Annotated in this window: 14 protein-coding genes; 5 read left to right on the top strand and 9 right to left on the bottom strand. The window is 60.3% G+C overall.

The genetic code is table 11. The features are described 5' to 3' along the window. The first annotated feature begins 2 nt into the window (after positions 1 to 2). The 3 genes from Q8R61_RS00465 to Q8R61_RS00455 are packed head-to-tail and all read left to right on the top strand — an operon-like array spanning position 3 to position 2,388. Positions 3 to 440: a hypothetical protein gene (locus Q8R61_RS00465; protein WP_305533348.1), complete on the top strand. Its 438-nt coding sequence runs from the start codon at positions 3 to 5 to the stop codon at positions 438 to 440. Next, positions 440 to 2,053: an NAD+ synthase gene (locus Q8R61_RS00460; protein WP_305533347.1), complete on the top strand. Its 1,614-nt coding sequence runs from the start codon at positions 440 to 442 to the stop codon at positions 2,051 to 2,053. Before Q8R61_RS00465 ends, Q8R61_RS00460 begins: the two co-directional genes overlap by 1 nt. Then, positions 2,050 to 2,388 (top strand): P-II family nitrogen regulator, encoded by a 339-nt coding sequence (locus Q8R61_RS00455; RefSeq protein ID WP_305533346.1) that lies wholly within the window; start codon positions 2,050 to 2,052, stop codon positions 2,386 to 2,388. Before Q8R61_RS00460 ends, Q8R61_RS00455 begins: the two co-directional genes overlap by 4 nt. A 188-nt stretch (positions 2,389 to 2,576) precedes the next feature. Here Q8R61_RS00455 and Q8R61_RS00450 read toward each other — a convergent pair whose 3' ends face one another. The 7 genes from Q8R61_RS00450 to Q8R61_RS00420 all read right to left on the bottom strand — a co-directional run bounded on the left by Q8R61_RS00450 (position 2,577) and on the right by Q8R61_RS00420 (position 12,001). Further along, positions 2,577 to 5,720 (bottom strand): caspase family protein, encoded by a 3,144-nt coding sequence (locus Q8R61_RS00450; protein WP_305533345.1) that lies wholly within the window; start codon positions 5,718 to 5,720, stop codon positions 2,577 to 2,579. Positions 5,721 to 5,737: 17 nt separating this feature from the next. After that, positions 5,738 to 6,472 carry a DUF4384 domain-containing protein gene (locus tag Q8R61_RS00445; RefSeq protein ID WP_305533344.1) on the bottom strand — a complete coding sequence of 245 codons (735 nt, stop codon included), beginning with the start codon at positions 6,470 to 6,472 and terminating at the stop codon, positions 5,738 to 5,740. 50 nt (positions 6,473 to 6,522) lie between these two features. Beyond that, positions 6,523 to 7,308 carry a hypothetical protein gene (locus tag Q8R61_RS00440; protein WP_305533343.1) on the bottom strand — a complete coding sequence of 262 codons (786 nt, stop codon included), beginning with the start codon at positions 7,306 to 7,308 and terminating at the stop codon, positions 6,523 to 6,525. Between the two features lie 35 nt (positions 7,309 to 7,343). Then, entirely contained in the window at positions 7,344 to 8,207 is an 864-nt protein-coding gene (locus Q8R61_RS00435; protein ID WP_305533342.1) for a hypothetical protein, read from the bottom strand. Positions 8,208 to 8,990: 783 nt separating this feature from the next. Beyond that, positions 8,991 to 10,514 carry a bifunctional aminoglycoside phosphotransferase/ATP-binding protein gene (locus tag Q8R61_RS00430; protein WP_305533341.1) on the bottom strand — a complete coding sequence of 508 codons (1,524 nt, stop codon included), beginning with the start codon at positions 10,512 to 10,514 and terminating at the stop codon, positions 8,991 to 8,993. A 37-nt stretch (positions 10,515 to 10,551) separates the two neighbouring features. Next, a complete protein-coding gene (locus tag Q8R61_RS00425) occupies positions 10,552 to 11,076 on the bottom strand; it encodes a lipocalin family protein (RefSeq protein ID WP_305533340.1) in 525 nt (174 codons plus the stop codon). A 115-nt stretch (positions 11,077 to 11,191) separates the two neighbouring features. Next, on the bottom strand, positions 11,192 to 12,001 hold the full coding sequence (locus Q8R61_RS00420; protein WP_371133525.1) for an outer membrane protein assembly factor BamD: 810 nt from the start codon (positions 11,999 to 12,001) through the stop codon (positions 11,192 to 11,194). Positions 12,002 to 12,035: 34 nt separating this feature from the next. On the opposite strand from Q8R61_RS00420, the gene rluD reads away from it, so the two are divergent. Together rluD and pgeF are read left to right on the top strand one after the other, a co-directional pair. Continuing rightward, positions 12,036 to 13,013 (top strand): 23S rRNA pseudouridine(1911/1915/1917) synthase RluD, encoded by a 978-nt coding sequence (gene rluD / locus Q8R61_RS00415; RefSeq protein WP_305533339.1) that lies wholly within the window; start codon positions 12,036 to 12,038, stop codon positions 13,011 to 13,013. A gap of 46 nt (positions 13,014 to 13,059) precedes the next feature. Beyond that, positions 13,060 to 13,728: a peptidoglycan editing factor PgeF gene (gene pgeF / locus Q8R61_RS00410; RefSeq protein ID WP_305533338.1), complete on the top strand. Its 669-nt coding sequence runs from the start codon at positions 13,060 to 13,062 to the stop codon at positions 13,726 to 13,728. 140 nt (positions 13,729 to 13,868) lie between these two features. Here the strand turns inward: pgeF and Q8R61_RS00405 are convergent, their stop codons facing one another. Both Q8R61_RS00405 and nadC read right to left on the bottom strand, forming a co-directional pair. Next, positions 13,869 to 14,351: a GNAT family N-acetyltransferase gene (locus Q8R61_RS00405; RefSeq protein ID WP_305533337.1), complete on the bottom strand. Its 483-nt coding sequence runs from the start codon at positions 14,349 to 14,351 to the stop codon at positions 13,869 to 13,871. 35 nt (positions 14,352 to 14,386) lie between these two features. After that, complete coding sequence (gene nadC, locus Q8R61_RS00400; RefSeq protein ID WP_305533336.1) at positions 14,387 to 15,229, bottom strand: carboxylating nicotinate-nucleotide diphosphorylase; 843 nt, start codon at positions 15,227 to 15,229, stop codon at positions 14,387 to 14,389. Between the last annotated feature and the right edge of the window lie 31 nt (positions 15,230 to 15,260).

Below are 15,260 nucleotides of genomic sequence, written 5' to 3'. Positions count from 1 at the left end.
AGATGAATGATGCGGGCGCACTTGCTGGACGTACGGGCCGAGGTATTGCGCTGATTCGGCTTTTATTGCTGGTTCTTGCTGGTCTTATGGCTTGGTGGTTGAGCCAAAGACAAACGGAGTTCGGCGAACAGTATGCTGAGGCAGTAATAGGAAAGCGCCCAGATTTGAAATTGGGATATATCGATTTTAAAGAGCAGATTGCTCAGGTCCAGTTCCAATTGATCAGGGTTCCCGAAGACGGGGTGGCAGAAGTTCCATTTGTTTCTGAGTTGGGCGATGATTTGAAATCTGTGTTCTGTGAATTTGTGAGCAAGGCTAAGTTTGAGGATGATCTGGAGATCCCATTGCTTCATGTTGGTGTGCGTTACGGTACTGGCGACTACTCTGGCTGGGTTCTGAGTCACGCGTACTCCATCAACACTTGCTCTTCCCGCAGTTGATGAAACTCGCCATCGCCCAGCTCAACCTCACCGTCGGCGACATCGCCGGCAACGCGGCCCGGATTCTCTCCGCGGCGAACACGGCGCACGCCGCCGACGCGGCCCTGTTGCTCACCCCCGAAATGTCGATCTGCGGCTATCCGGCAGAGGACCTGGTGTTGCGGCAAGATTTCACCGCGGCGTGCGATGTCGCGGTGAAAAAGCTGGCGATCGACGCGCCGCCCGACCTGGCGCTGATCGTCGGCTACCCCGAGCGCAGCGACGCCGGCCTATTCAATGCCGCGGCGCTGCTGCGCGGCGGCAAGGTCGAATCGGTGTACCGCAAATACCACCTGCCGAACCATTCCGTGTTCGACGAGCAGCGCGTGTTTGACCGCGGCGATTTGCCGTGCGTGTTCGACTGCGGCGGCCTCAAGTTCGGCCTCAATATCTGCGGTGACCTGTGGGAGGCCGGCCCGGCAACCTGGGCGATGGGGGCCGGCGCCGACTGGCTGCTGGTGCCGAACGCTTCGCCCTATCACCTCAACAAGGAACGCGAGCGCGTTGCCGTGGCGCACGCGCGACTTGCCGAAGCCGGCTTGCCCATTGTCTATGCCAACCTGGTGGGCGGGCAGGACGAACTGGTGTTCGATGGCGCCTCGTTCGCGATCAATGTCGACGGCGATGTCGTCGTGCAGTGCCCGGCCTGGCAGGAAGGCCTGTTTTATCTGGACCTCGACCGCGACACCTGCACCGGGCCGCAGGAAGCCTTACCGGACGAGGACGCCGCGGTCTACGACGCGCTGGTGCTGGCGGTGCGCGATTACGTCGACAAGAACGGCTTCAAGGGTGTGCACCTCGGCCTGTCGGGCGGCATCGATTCGGCGCTGACGCTGGCGATCGCCGCCGATGCGATCGGTCCCGAGCGCGTGCATGCGGTGATGATGCCGTCGGACTACACGGCCAACATCAGCATCGAAGACTCGAGAGACATGGTGAAGCGGCTGGGCGTGCGCTATTCCGAAATCGCCATCCGGCCGATCTACGATGCCTTTGTCGGCCAGCTGGCGGACGAGTTTGCCGGCCTGGCCGCCGACACCACCGAAGAAAACCTGCAGGCGCGCACCCGCGGCACGCTGCTGATGGCGCTGTCCAACAAATTCGGCACCGTGGTTTTGACGACAGGCAACAAGAGCGAAATGGGCACCGGCTACGCCACGCTCTACGGCGACATGGCCGGCGGCTTCGCGGTGCTGAAGGATGTCGCCAAGACCCGCGTCTACCGGCTGTCGAACTATCGCAACAGCCTGTCGGCCGTGATCCCGCACCGCATCATCGACCGCCCGCCGTCGGCTGAACTGCGCCCCGACCAGACCGATCAGGACAGCCTGCCGCCCTACGAAGTGCTCGACGCGATCCTGTCCGCCTACGTCGAGCGCGACCTGTCGGCGCGCGACATCGTCGCGCAGGGCTTCGACGCCATCATCGTGCGCCGCGTCATCCGCATGGTCGACCTCGCCGAGTACAAGCGCCGCCAGGCGCCGCCCGGTCCGCGCATCACCCCCCGCAATTTCGGCAAGGACCGCCGTTACCCGATCACCTCGAAATACCGACCCGAAGGAGACTTGCCGTGAAGAAAATCGAAGCCATCATCAAGCCGTTCAAACTCGACGAAGTGCGCGAAGCCCTGTCCGACATCGGCGTGGCCGGCCTCACCGTCACCGAGGTCAAGGGCTTTGGCCGCCAGAAAGGCCACACCGAGCTCTATCGCGGCGCCGAATACGTGGTGGATTTTCTGCCCAAGATGAAGCTCGAAGTGGTGGTCGCCGACAGCCAGCTGGAACGCGCGATGGAAGCCATCACCACCGCCGCCCGCACCGGCAAGATCGGCGACGGCAAGATCTTCGTCACGACGGTGGAGCAGGTGGTACGGATCCGGACCGGGGAGTCGGGCGAAGCGGCGATCTGAGACCGGGCAGCGTTTGCTTGTGAGGGACTTGCAGCGGTATTAAATCAGCCAGGAAGAGACGGTCGAGGTTGTCGCCACCGTCCGGTGCTCGGCCAAAGCGGCCCTATACCTAGCAAGGTAAGCGGTCCGCTCACGGTTTCTTGAGCGGTCGGATGCCAGTCATGTCTGCTGCCGCCCACATCGCTGTGTTAGTGCGTTTTCGTCAGTGGAAAGATGCCAGTCAATCCCGTTGTAGGGGATTGTTTCTGTCCGAAGTGGCTCTCCGATATAGATCGGACCTGTGAATCAACGTAACCAACGAGCTCATTGGTCCACACAAAGCCGTCTCGGTTTTCATCGGCCGCGCCTTTCATCCCTTCGGTCACCACGTAAGTGAAAAGGCCATGGCTCTTGTAGCCTTCAATCGCTTGCTGTTGCGAGGTGGCAGCCGACAGCAGCACCGAGCCAACCGCTTCCCCCAACAGTTTGAGTGCCGTTTCTTCGCTGAGCCCACGTGTCAGGAGTGCCACCTGAATTGCGTCACCGAGCTTGCCGGAGTTGCAGGAATCTATGAGCACAATTTTCTTGGTTGCTGGGATGTTGGCGATCGCGCTCGTAATGTCTTTCTGGCTCAAGGCAGAAGCGCGCAGTATGTGGCTCGACACGGAGTCAACATTCGATGTAAGGAGGTAAAACTCCCCATGATCAATCGTTCCGTGGGAAGCGATGAAGAAGAGGAATACATCGTTTGGCTTGACCTGTATTCGGTAGCCCTTAAGCGCCGCGAGAATTACATCTTTGGTGGTCTTGGGGCGAGTCGTGAGGCGTTGAATGCGAACTCGATTCTTGTAAAACTTTGCAGCGTTGTCATTCAGCGTTTTCTCTATCAGAACCGCATCAGCAACTGCATACTGGAGTTTGTATTTCGGATTGTCGTATTCGTCGATTCCGATAATCAATGCATGCAGAGTCGGCAAAAAATCGGCGATCCGTGCCTTGATTGTATGCACGGCTTCGATACTTTGCATGGAGTTCTCGGCATTGAACGCGATTACTTGGAGCGCGTTTTTGCCGGCTACGAGCTTAAGGTTATATGTTAGGGTGTGCCCTTTGCTGGTATCGGTGTTACTTCTCAACAGAATATCGCGGCTCTGTACCTGGCCAACCAGAGTGCCATTGAGATAAAACCGAACATCGCCAATGCCGCCGCCCTGGTCGGTCACATGAACACGTACTTTCACCTCTTCCTTATCCACCATTAAGGGAGTGTCAACGATGGCGACCGAGGGAGCCGGTTTAACATTGGCGATGTTGGCCAGATCGGTGATCGGCTTGCCCGCCAATGCTGCCTGCACGACAAGGGGGCGATAGAAGCGATTACGGTATTGATCAACACCGTATACTTGGTTGCCAATGCGGACATTGACATACTTATCGGCACCGGGTGAGGCGTCGTAGTAGCCCTCGGGGGTAATAGCAAGCCAACCGCCATCACTCAGGCTGATTAGCTTGACGCGCTCGGCGCCGCTATTGACATCCCACAGCCGCACGGCATTGCCGCCCGACGCCAGCATACCCTCATTGGAAAATGCGACACTGGTTACAGGACCATAGGCTTCGAGTCCGAACGGCCGCACATAAGAGCCGACTTTAAACGTGCGAAGCAATTTCCCACTTTCAGTATCCCACAGCTTGATCGGGCTATCCCCCGCCCCCCCCGACACCAGTACGCGGCCATTCGGGGAAAATGCGACACTGTCGACCCCTCCATGCTGCCAGTCCAGCGTCCGAAGCTCTTGCCCGCTCGCTGTGTCCCACAGTTTGATCGTGCCGCCCCAGTTTCCGGAGGCCAGCATGCGTCCATCCGGGGAAAAGGCAACAGTACTCATGAATCCGCTGAAATGAATCGTTCGAAGCTTACGCCCACTCGACGGGTCCCACAGTTTGATCGTGCCGTCCCTACTCCCCGACGCCAGCATGCGGCCATCCGGGGAAAAGGCGACGCTATGAACCTCATCACGCGTTTTATGACCTTTTAGCGTTCGAAGCTTACGCCCGCTCGAGGGGTCCCACAGTTTGATCCTGCCGTCCCTACTCCCCGATGCCAGCATGCGGCCATCCGGGGAAAAGGCGAGGCTATGAACCTCACGCGCTCGATAACCTTTCAGCGTTCGAAGCTCGCGCCCGCTCGCCGTGTCCCACAGTTTGATTGTCTGGTCCCAACGCGCAGATGATGCCAGCATGCGGCCATCGGGGGAAAAGGCAAGGCTAAGGATCCCCCATTTATGACCTTTTAAAGCCCTAAGCCCTCGCCCGCTCGCCGCATCCCACAGTTTGATCGTGCCTCCACTCCCCGACGCCAGCATGCGGCCATCCGGGGAAAAGACAAATGTCGGAAGATCTGCAGCGTGGCCTGTCAGAGTTCGAAGCTCTCGCCCGCTCGCCGCGTCCCACAGTTTGACCGTATTGTTTCTGTCCCCCGACGCCAGCACGCGGCCATCCGGGGAAAAGATAACCGTAAATACACTTGCAGTATGGCCTCGCAGCGTCCGAAGCTCTCGCCCGCTCGCCGCGTCCCACAGTTTGATCGTGTTGTCTCTATCCCCAGACGCCAGCACGCGGCCATCCGGGGAAAAGTCAACGCTAAGGATCTCCCCTCTATGACCTGTCAGCGTTCGAAGCTCACGCCCGCTTGCCATGTCCAACAGCTTGATTGTGTTGTCTGCGCTCAGCGACGCCATCATGCGACCATCCGGGGATGCTACCGATCTCCCTGGTACTTTCAGCGTCCGAAGCTCACGCCCATTCGGGACATCCAAGACCGTGTCACCCAACACCAGCATGCGGCCATCCGGGGAAAAGACAACTCTCGAAAGGCCTACATTGCGGCCTTTCAGAGTTCGAAGCTCTCGCCCGCTCGCCGCGTCCCACAGTTTGACCGTATTGTTTCTGTCCCCCGACGCCAGCATGCGGCCATCCGGGGAAAAGGCAACAGTCAAAACACTTGCAGTATGGCCTCGCAGCGTCCGAAGCTCTCGCCCGCTCGCCGCGTCCCACAGTTTGATTAAGTAGTAACCATCCTCGTTACTCCCCGACGCGAGCATGCGGCCATCCGGCGAAAACGCGACGCTAAGGATCTCTCCTCCTTGATCTGTCAGCGTTCGAAGCTCACGTCCGCTCGCCGCATTCCACAGCGTAATGTAGGGCCCGCCTCCAGATGCTATAAGGCGGCCGTCCAAGGAGAAGGCAAGGGCATTTACGGTTTTTCCTATTTCCTCTAGTGTTACAAACACGTCAGGCTTATCCACAGCAAAGGCGTGTGATGGCAGCGTTAACGTGAGCACTGCAAGCATGAGATATCGAAGGAACTTCATGAAGGAGGTGGCTTCTTGTCACCATTCCTTGGCTGATGCTGCAATAGATACGGATAGACCAGCACTCGTTCGCCAGAGCTCCTCTGTGCCCCATAGGTGGCAGGATCAGTTGATATCGGATCATCCGTCAAGCCCGGATTACCTCTAGCACCGAACTTGCGGGGCGGGATGTGGATTTCGGGATACTCGACCACATGCCCCGGCGCTTTCCGATAATCCGGCAATTCGCGCTGTAATCGATCCAGGTTTGGACGTTGTTTAAATGGGGACAGAATCACCAACAACCAATCTTCACCGGTCGCGCCACTAAATTGGAAGGTTCCCGATGTGGGTATCCGCGTTTCGGCACCCTTGGCCAGCCGGTTATTCGTGTTTTGCGTTTCCGATGGCCAAACACAGCTGGCCACGCCTTTGGGATTGATGTTGACAACGTACAGGTAGATTTCTCGATTGGGCGTGAGCACAAACTGGAATTCATCGCCAGTGCGAAACGTGTGATCCATGCTTACCCGGCGCTGCTGCTGACCTTCGATCAGTTGAAGGATGAATTTAGCCGCTGTTCGCTCGGATTGCCCTGCTGCGTCATCCTTATGCCAGATGTCGCGCGCGCCAAACGACTCGGCTTGAACGCTGGACAGACTGCTAGCCACGAATGCAGCTAATGATAAAAAACTCATCCATCGAACTGGCCCCCAACCTCCCCGTAGCAATCTCGAACTGATTCCATCCATGACTCTCTCCCGTCAAGATCGTGGATCCTAGATGGTTCTTCTCCAGATCATTAGTTCTTGATCTCCTCGACGGTGCGTGTCTTATATCCGAGAACGATGCGCTTGTCGGTCTTGAGGCTGGCGCGGCGCTCGCTAATTAAGCTAGGGGCAAATGTTGCGGTGGGGCCGGCAACGATCTCCGCCAACTTCTTCTGATAGGCAATATTGGCACCGCCTTTAGCCGTCCAGGTCACATCAAGCGTGATGCCCTCCGCGGCGACCACCTCATTAACGATCTTAAACCATGCCAGTTGATCGCCACGCTTTAACGTCTGGTCGAGAATTTTGTTACAAGTGTCTGCCATGTTCATCAGTTCGGCGCGCGGTATCAGCACAGTCTTCATGTCCGTAAGAACCAGCGAGAAGGTGTCAACCATGGAGGCATCAACTTTCAAGCTCGGCAGGACGTTCTTTATCAGTTGAGCTTCCAGAACTAGCACTTTACTGTTGGTGCCCCCGGCCGCAATGTCAGGAACAGCGCTTTCGTCTGTCTTCGCATCGGGGAAGCAGTCTGCTCCCCCGAGAAAGACAATGGGTGTCGTTTCTGGCACGGGGCGATTGTCGGCCCCACGACTTGTGGTCTGAATTATTACAGCAGGACGTATCTTGGACGACAGATCAGCATTGCGTGTATACCCTTTCTTTTCAAGGCTTTTCCACACCTCCTCGAGTCTTACATCTTGGGTGACATCACTGGACGGTTGCACCGTTCCACAACCCGACAAAAGAGTGGTCGACAACGCAAACGCGGCCCCAGCAATCACTCTGTGTAATACGCCACACATATGAACGGTCATCGTCGCTCCAGTCAAAATTCCCGTTGAAACAAGGCTCACCGAAGACGATCTTGTTTATCTCTTGATCCAGCCCCGCCGCTTATTGGTTGCTGAGGCCCTTCGTATTCACAAATGGACCCATTCTTTTTACGAAAGTCCTTGTCCCCAAGCAAGCTTACTGCTCCAAACATCTCACCAGCAGTCGCTAGACAGGCGGACGTAGATAGACCCGCGGTGAGGACATGTGCCGCCCGATTGTTGCTAGTACAGGCATCCGACATGTCGTCCATAAAATCCTTATCGCATTTCGCCTTCGACTTACCGTAAGTCAGGAAGCCATGCCGATAGCAATAGTCGTGGCGTTTGCAGGCGTTATTAAAGAGACCAGGAATTTTGCCAGTCCCCCCCGTGATCCAATGATGGGGTTCGATTACTTTGGCGAGCCAAGGAATCGAGCAGTTGAGCGGCTCACCCGCCCCGCACTTTCCGGGAGGGAGACGTATGTCGATTTTGAGTGGATCTCTCATGGGGTGATTCATGTGTACTTTAGAAACATATCGTTTAGACCAGTGCTTCTGATTGTTATAGTCCTGCTGTATCGCAACAACGAGGTAAACATCCGGCCGCCAATTGGTATGAAACTGTGTCTTTGGGCCATCCCAATGTTTTTCATCGTAACTCGTGTAGGTAATCCGATATTTGCCTTCCTTGTCCGTGATGGCTTCGCCCATTTTTTCATCTCGGTTAACTCTGGGGCCGATTCCGCCCGATTGGAGCTCATCTTCATCGAAGGCACGAACCCTGGCCTCAGGTAACGGCTTGCCGTCATAGCCATACACCGTTCCATAAATAGGGCCGGGACCCGAGAATGACTCAGCAGAGTGGAACAATAAAGCGACGAGAAGTATTCGTTTAAGCATTTGAAATATCATTTCGATTTTTCCTCACCTCGGTTGGCTAGTCGCCGCAGCAGCGTCAATCCGCTTGTTCTTCCCGCTACGCCAGTCAATTCGGACGCGACGCTGGCGCGAACTCGTGACGCCGATCGATTGCGCCTATCGTCGAGCCCTCCTTGGGCGTGCTCGAGTGAGAGGCGGCCATGAGCAGATAAATCATGCTTGTAGTTGAAGAAATCAGCTTAGGACAGAGGTTTTAAAATAGATATACAACTTTAGTCGTAGTTGCGGAGGTGTTATGGCTTCAATCGAGGTGTCGGCCCTCCGTCGGTAGTCAGCAACGAAGCACCGTTAATGGACTCGGCATGGCAGAAAGTTTCACCTAAGGAGTACGCAGTGTATGACTCCTTTCGATGGTTGAGAGGACGTAGGACGAACGATGCATGACCGACCGCTTAGGGTCGGGTTCTGCCGTCCGAACTGAGGGAAGCGGTCGTTCCGGAGCGAGAGGCGAGCCAACGACCGGTCTTGCGACTACAGCGGACGCGGTCAATCGAAAGGTAGTTGTCGCCTTTGGCCGATGAATGGACGCTCGCCATTACCAGCAGAAACTTCTGTTCTTGGCTGCGGATTCAACCGGTCGACGAGCACTTGGCTCGGACCTGAACGAAATCGAATTCAACAATAACTTGCGGACTTGATTTTGCGCGGGGTTATCGAGTTCATTAAGCCTGCGCACGCCCCCCAGCCCTGAAAATCAATACGCCACGCCGTTATTTAAACTGGCTCTGGCACACACTTGCACAATTACGTGTCGATTCCGACAATGTCTGCCTGCTCGTCGGTGTCGAGCGGCTCTTCGGACTCGAGTTGATGCTGCAGCACGGCGAGGTCGGCCTCCGAGACGTCGTTGCCAGCGCGTGATCGCTGGACGATGCGTTCGCGCAGGGTGGCGACGGGGACGGGGAAATCGAGGATGCGGAATTCGACGTTGCGGGTGTGCGCCACTTCGCGCAGCAGGTCGCGTTGCCAGCGTGCGGTGAAGGTGGCGTCGACGATGACCGGCCAGCCGGTGTCGAGGATTTCTCCCGCCAGCCTGGCCAGATGGGCATAGGTGCGGCGCGTGGCATCGGCTGCGTATAAATCCCGTCCGACGCCGGAGCCACTTTTCGCCAGGGCATCGAGGCCGGCGAGGCGCTTGCGCTCGACGTCTGAACGCAGGCGGATGGCGCCTGGCGTCTGCATCCGTTTTTGCGTGACGGTGGTCTTTCCGGAGCCGGACAGACCGTGGGTGATGTCGAGGCGCATGGGCTGGGCGTGGGTCAGGGTGCTTGCCAGGTTCAGCAGCGTGCGCACTTCGGCGAGCGCGGCAGCGCGCTCTTGGCCTGAGGTCTGCGCAGTGCGAATGGCGGCGACCTTGGCGCGCACCAATGCGCGGTAGACGGCGTAGTAGCGCAAGAGCACGAGCCCCGCGTAATCGCCGGTGGCTTCCAGCCAGCGGTTGAGGAACAGCCAGGCCCAGTCGGCATGGCCGCGCTGCAGCAGGTCCATGTAACAGAAGGCGACTTCGGACTGGATGTCGATCCAGCGCAACTCGGGATTGAATTCGATGCAGTCGAACACCAGCAGCTGCTCGTCGACCCAGGCGAGGTTGCCGAGGTGGAGGTCGCCGTGGCATTCGCGCACGAAACCGTCGCGCTTGCGCGCAGCCATGAGCGGGGCGAGCCGGGCATGTTCGGTTTCGCTCCAGCGCTGCAGGGCGTCGAGGCTGTGTTGGTCGGCCGGGTCGTCAAGGCGCGGCGCGATCTGCTCGAAGTTCTGCACCACTGGCTGCCGGATTTTTTCCGGCGTGCCCCAGAGGCTGTCTGACGCGGCGCGTGCGCAGCCTTCGAAATGGAAGCGGGCAAGGGTGGCGGCGATGGCTTCGACATGGTGCGCGGTCAGGCCGCCCGCTGCGTCGAGTCGGTCGAGCGTGGCGTCCACCGGGAACTGCCTCATCTTCACGGCGTACTCGAAGGTCGCGCCGCTGCCGTTGATGCGCGGGGCGGCCGGGGTGCCGGTGATGGGGACGACGTCGAGATAGATGGCCGGCGCGAGCCGCCGGTTGAGTTGCACTTCGTCGCAGCACGCGTGCAGGCGCTTGTCGAGGCTGCTGAAATCGAGGAAGCCGAGGTTGAGCGGCTTCTTGATCTTGTAGGCGAATTCGCCGGTGAGGAGAACCCAGGAGATATGGGTTTCGATGACCCGGACCGGGCCGGCCGCGTGATTGAAGCAGGCCGGGTTGTGCAGGCTTTGGATTAGTTTGGCCGACTCACTTATCGTTTCCGGCATGGTTGTGCATCCTGCGGAATACCGCGAACCACGATTTTCAGGGCTGCGTGTGCGGTGTCATTTGGAAAGCCTGGCGGTCGAAGCCCAGTGACGCCGCCTGCGCCAGCAGCGCCTCCAGTGTGGCCGCGTCGAGTTGCGGGGTGCGCGCCAGAATCCATGCATAGTCGCGCCCCGGTTCGCCCACCAGCACCCAGCGGTAGTCCGGGTCGAGCGCCAGTATCCAGTAATCGCCGTAGAACGGCCGGAAGAAGCTTACCCGCAGCTTGGCGTTGCGGCTGCCTTCCACCGCGTGAGCAATGCCTTTCGCCTGATCGAAGGTGCCGGCCGCGGTGCGGCATTCGTTCAGCACCGCAATCTGCGCATCTTCCTGCCGATAGGTCGCGCGGGTGTCCGCGACGCATTTTTTCTGGAACCAGTTGGGCAGGTGGGCGACCTCATACCAGGTGCCGACATAGCGATCCAGGTTGACCGCCGGGACGGTCGGAAGCGGCGGGTGGGCAGTCGTGCAGGCGCCGAGGATCAGGCTTGCGACGATGACGAGGGCGAGTTGAGCGCGCTTCATGGTGGGTGACTTACCTGCGTTATCGTGCGAGGGCTGGCCCGAGTTCGACGCGATTTAGCCGTGCCGCTTCATGCAAGACCCGCAGCCGGCTTCGATGGCCGGCATCGCGGGGCTCTTACCAGAACCGGTACCACGGCTTGCCCTCGATGTTCACGCCCTTGGTGTACTTGCTGTTGGGGAAGTTGAGCGTCAGGACGCGCAGGGTGTCGTCGCGCAGGTCGTTGAGCTTGAGCTTGTCGTAGGACACGACCATGATTGCCAGCGCTTCTTCCAGCGCGGGGGCTTCGGGATAGGTTTTCAGGACTTCCTTGGCGCGGTTGGCGGCGGCCACCCAGGCTTCGCGCTTGAGGTAATACTTGGCGACGTGGACTTCGTGGCTGGCCAGCGCGTTGACCAGGTATTTCATGCGGGCGGTCGAATCCTCGGCGTATTTGCTGTCGGGGAAGCGGGTGACCAGCTCCTTGAATGCCAGGAAGGCGTCGCGCGCGGCGCGCGGATCGCGTTCGGACAGGTCCTGGTCAACCAGGTTGCCGAGCAGGCCGAGGTCGTCATTAAAATTCGCCAGGCCCTTCAGATAGTAGGCGTAATCGACGTTAGGGTGATTGGGGTGTAACTTGATGAAGCGGTCGCAGGCGGCGATGGCGGAAATCGGCTCGTTGTCCTTGTAATAGGCGTAGGCGACTTCCAGTTGGGCCTGCTGGGCGTAGCGCCCGAAGGGGTAGCGCGATTCCAGCGTTTCGAACAGTTTGATCGCGCGCTCGTAGTTGCCGCCGTTGAGGTTATCCTTGGCTTCGGCGTAGAGTTTTTGCGCCGACCAGCCCGCGGTTTCATCCTGAACCTCGGGTAGCAGGCCGCAGCCGCCCAGGGCCAGCGTGGCGACGAGCAGGGCACCTCCGCACGCCCGTTTGAGACCAGGCGCCTGCATGAACGCATTAAAACCGGAAAAGCATTGCTTGAGCATGGGAACAGACACGGAAAATTTGTCCGACGATTATAAGGGAAATACGGAAACCGGCGTCCGCGAGCTGGTGATTCCGGACGCCCAGGGCGGCCAGCGCCTGGACCAGGCGCTGGCGACCATGCTGCCCGAGTTCTCGCGCAATCGCATCCAGAACTGGATCCGCGCGCGCAAGATCGCGGTGGACGACGCCTGGGGCACCACCCGGATGAAGGTCAACGGCGGCGAGTCGGTGCGGGTCGAGGTCGAGCCCGATCCGGACGCCACGCCGGATGCGCCGGAGGCGATCCCGCTCGACGTGGTGTTCGAGGATTCGATGCTGCTGGTCATCAACAAGCCGGTGGGCCTGGTGGTGCATCCCGGCAGCGGCAACCGCCACGGCACGCTGCTGAACGCGCTGCTGCACCGGGTGCCGCAGGTGGCCGAGCTGCCGCGTGCCGGCATTGTGCACCGGCTGGACAAGGACACCTCCGGCCTGCTGGTCGTCGCCAAGACGATCCGGGCGCATACCGACCTGGTGCGCCAGTTGCAGGCGCGCACGGTCAAACGCGAATATCTTGCCCTGGTGTATGGCGAGGTCGACCGGCCGGGCACCGTCAATGCGCCGCTGGCGCGCGACCCGCACAACCGCACCAAGCGCACCGTACACAGCATGGGCAAGGAAGCCATCACGCATTACGACGTGGTCGAGCGCTTCCCCGGCTTTACGCTGCTGCGCTGCAAGCTGGAAACCGGGCGTACCCACCAGATCCGGGTGCACATGCAGCACATCGGCCATCCGCTGGTGGGCGAGACGGTCTACAGCGCCAGCCGACGCAGCCATCACAAGATTCCCTTCCCGCGCCAGGCATTGCACGCCGAACGACTGGGCCTGATCCATCCGGTGACCCAGGAATCCATGCACTGGGAATGCCCGTTGCCGCCGGATTTTGCCTCGCTGCTTGCTGCCCTGCGCGACAACACGATCTGGGCCAAATAGGGTGATCCTGCCGGACTGGCCCGCGCCCGCACGGGTGCATGGCCTGATGACGGTGCGCACAGGCGGCGTCAGTCAGGCGCCGTGGGCCAGTTTCAACCTCGGCGATCACGTCGGCGACGAGCCGGCCCATATAGCGGCCAACCGCGCACAGCTGCGCCGGCAGTTGCCGGCCGAGCCGGCCTGGCTGCGCCAGGTTCACAGCGCCCGCGTGATCGAAGCCGGACGTGATCCCACTCCCGAAGCCGATGCATCGTTTAGCCGCGAAACCGGGCAGGTCTGCGTGGTGCTCACTGCCGACTGCCTGCCGGTGCTGTTCTGCGACCGGGCCGGCAGCGTGGTGGCGGCCGCGCATGCCGGCTGGCGCGGGCTGGCAGACGGGGTGCTGGAAGCCACGGTCGCTGCAATGCAGGTGCCACCGGGCGAGGTGATGGCCTGGATGGGCGCGGCCATCGGCCCGCAGGCATTCGAAGTGGGTGACGAGGTGCGCGCGGCCTTCGTCGCGCAGCATCCCGAGGCGGCCGCCGCCTTTGTGCCGCACGCGCCGGGCAAATGGCTGGCCGATATCTATGCCCTCGCGCGCATCCGTCTCGGCCACACCGGGGTGGAGGCGGTGTACGGCGGCGGACGCTGCACCTTCAATGAAGCGGACGCCTTCTATTCCTATCGCCGCGATGGCGTGACCGGGCGTATGGCGTCCTTGATCTGGCTGGGCTGATTAGCTCAGGAAAGCGCTGATTTTTTCTGTCATCGCGAGGCTCGCAGGGCCGTGGCGATCCAGCGTTCGTTGATTCCGCTGGCTTTCTGGATTGCTTCGCTGCACTCGCAATGACACTTTTTGAATTAATCAGCGTGTACTTAGCGCAGCCACTTCTGCATGAACCGCGCCTCGCCCAGTGCCGGGTCGAGCCGGTAGTCGTCAAATCCCAGTTTTTCGTAGAGCGCGCGCGCAGCAGCGTTGCCGGCAAGCACTTCGAGTGTGAGCTTGCACGCGTCACGTTCGCGTGCGATCGCTTCCACCTCGGCGAAGAGTCGCGCTGCGATGCCGCGTCCGCGGTGGCTGTCGATGACGACCACGTCGTGCACGTTGACGAGCGGGGCGCAGGCGAACGTGGAAAAGCCTTCGATCGCGTTGATGAGGCCGACCGGGGCACCATCGCCCCAGGCCAGAACGCTAAAGACGAAGGGCCGCGCGGCGAGCGCTTCGGCGAGGTGGGCGCGGGCGAAATCGGACAGCGGGTGGCCGCCGCCCGCCGGGTCGCGCGCGTAATGGTCGAGCAGCTCGACCAGCGCGGCGGCGTGCGCCGGGTCGTCGTAGCGGGCGCGCACGACTTCGATCATGTCGGCCGGACGTTGCAGTGGCGCGCGCGTCCGGCTTACAGCGTGTCGATGCGCATCGACAGATCCACCGCGCGGACATGCTTGGTGAGGCTGCCGATGGAAATGCGGTCGACACCGGTGTCCGCCACCGCGCGCACATTGTCCAGCGTGACATTGCCCGAGGCCTCCAGCTGCGCGCGGCCGGCGTTCAGCGCCACCGCTTCGCGCATCGCATCGAGGCTGAAGTTGTCGAGCAGGATCAGGGTTGCGCCGGCATCCAGCGCTTCGCCCAGTTGTGTCAGCGTCTCCACTTCGATCTGCACGCTGGCCTTGCCTTCAGCCAGGCTGAAGGCGGCCTGCAGCACCGGCGCAATGCCGCCTGCCGCCGCGATGTGGTTTTCCTTGATCAGGATGCCGTCGTACAGCCCGGTGCGCTGGTTCTGTCCGCCGCCCATTCGCACCGCGTATTTTTCGGCGATGCGCAGTCCGGGCAGGGTCTTGCGGGTGTCCATCACGGCGGCCTGGGTGCGCTGCACCGCGTCGACATAGGGCCGGGTGGCGGTGGCCACGCCCGACAGCGTCTGCAGAAAATTCAGCGCGGGCCGCTCGGCGGTCAGCAGGGCGCGGGCGTTGCCGCTGATTTCGACCAGCACGCTGCCGGCTTCCACGCTGTCGCCCTCGTTGATCCGCCAGTCGATGATGGCGCCGAGGTCGAGCGCCTTGAAGCAGGCGTCGAACCACGGCCGGCCGGCGATCACGGCGGCTTCGCGGGTGATCACGCGGGCGTGCGCGGTGCGCGACGGCGGGATCAGGCGGGCGGTGAGGTCGCCGCTGCCGACGTCTTCTTCCAGCGCGCGTGTGACGTCGGTCAGGACCTTTTCTTCGTTCAATTCGGACATGGCGGGTTGAAATGAGCAAAAACGCCACTAT

It is taken from the genome of Thiobacillus sp. (genome assembly GCF_030696885.1).
GTDB lineage: Bacteria > Pseudomonadota > Gammaproteobacteria > Burkholderiales > Thiobacillaceae > Thiobacillus.
This window is presented reverse-complemented; position numbering and strand designations above follow the sequence as displayed.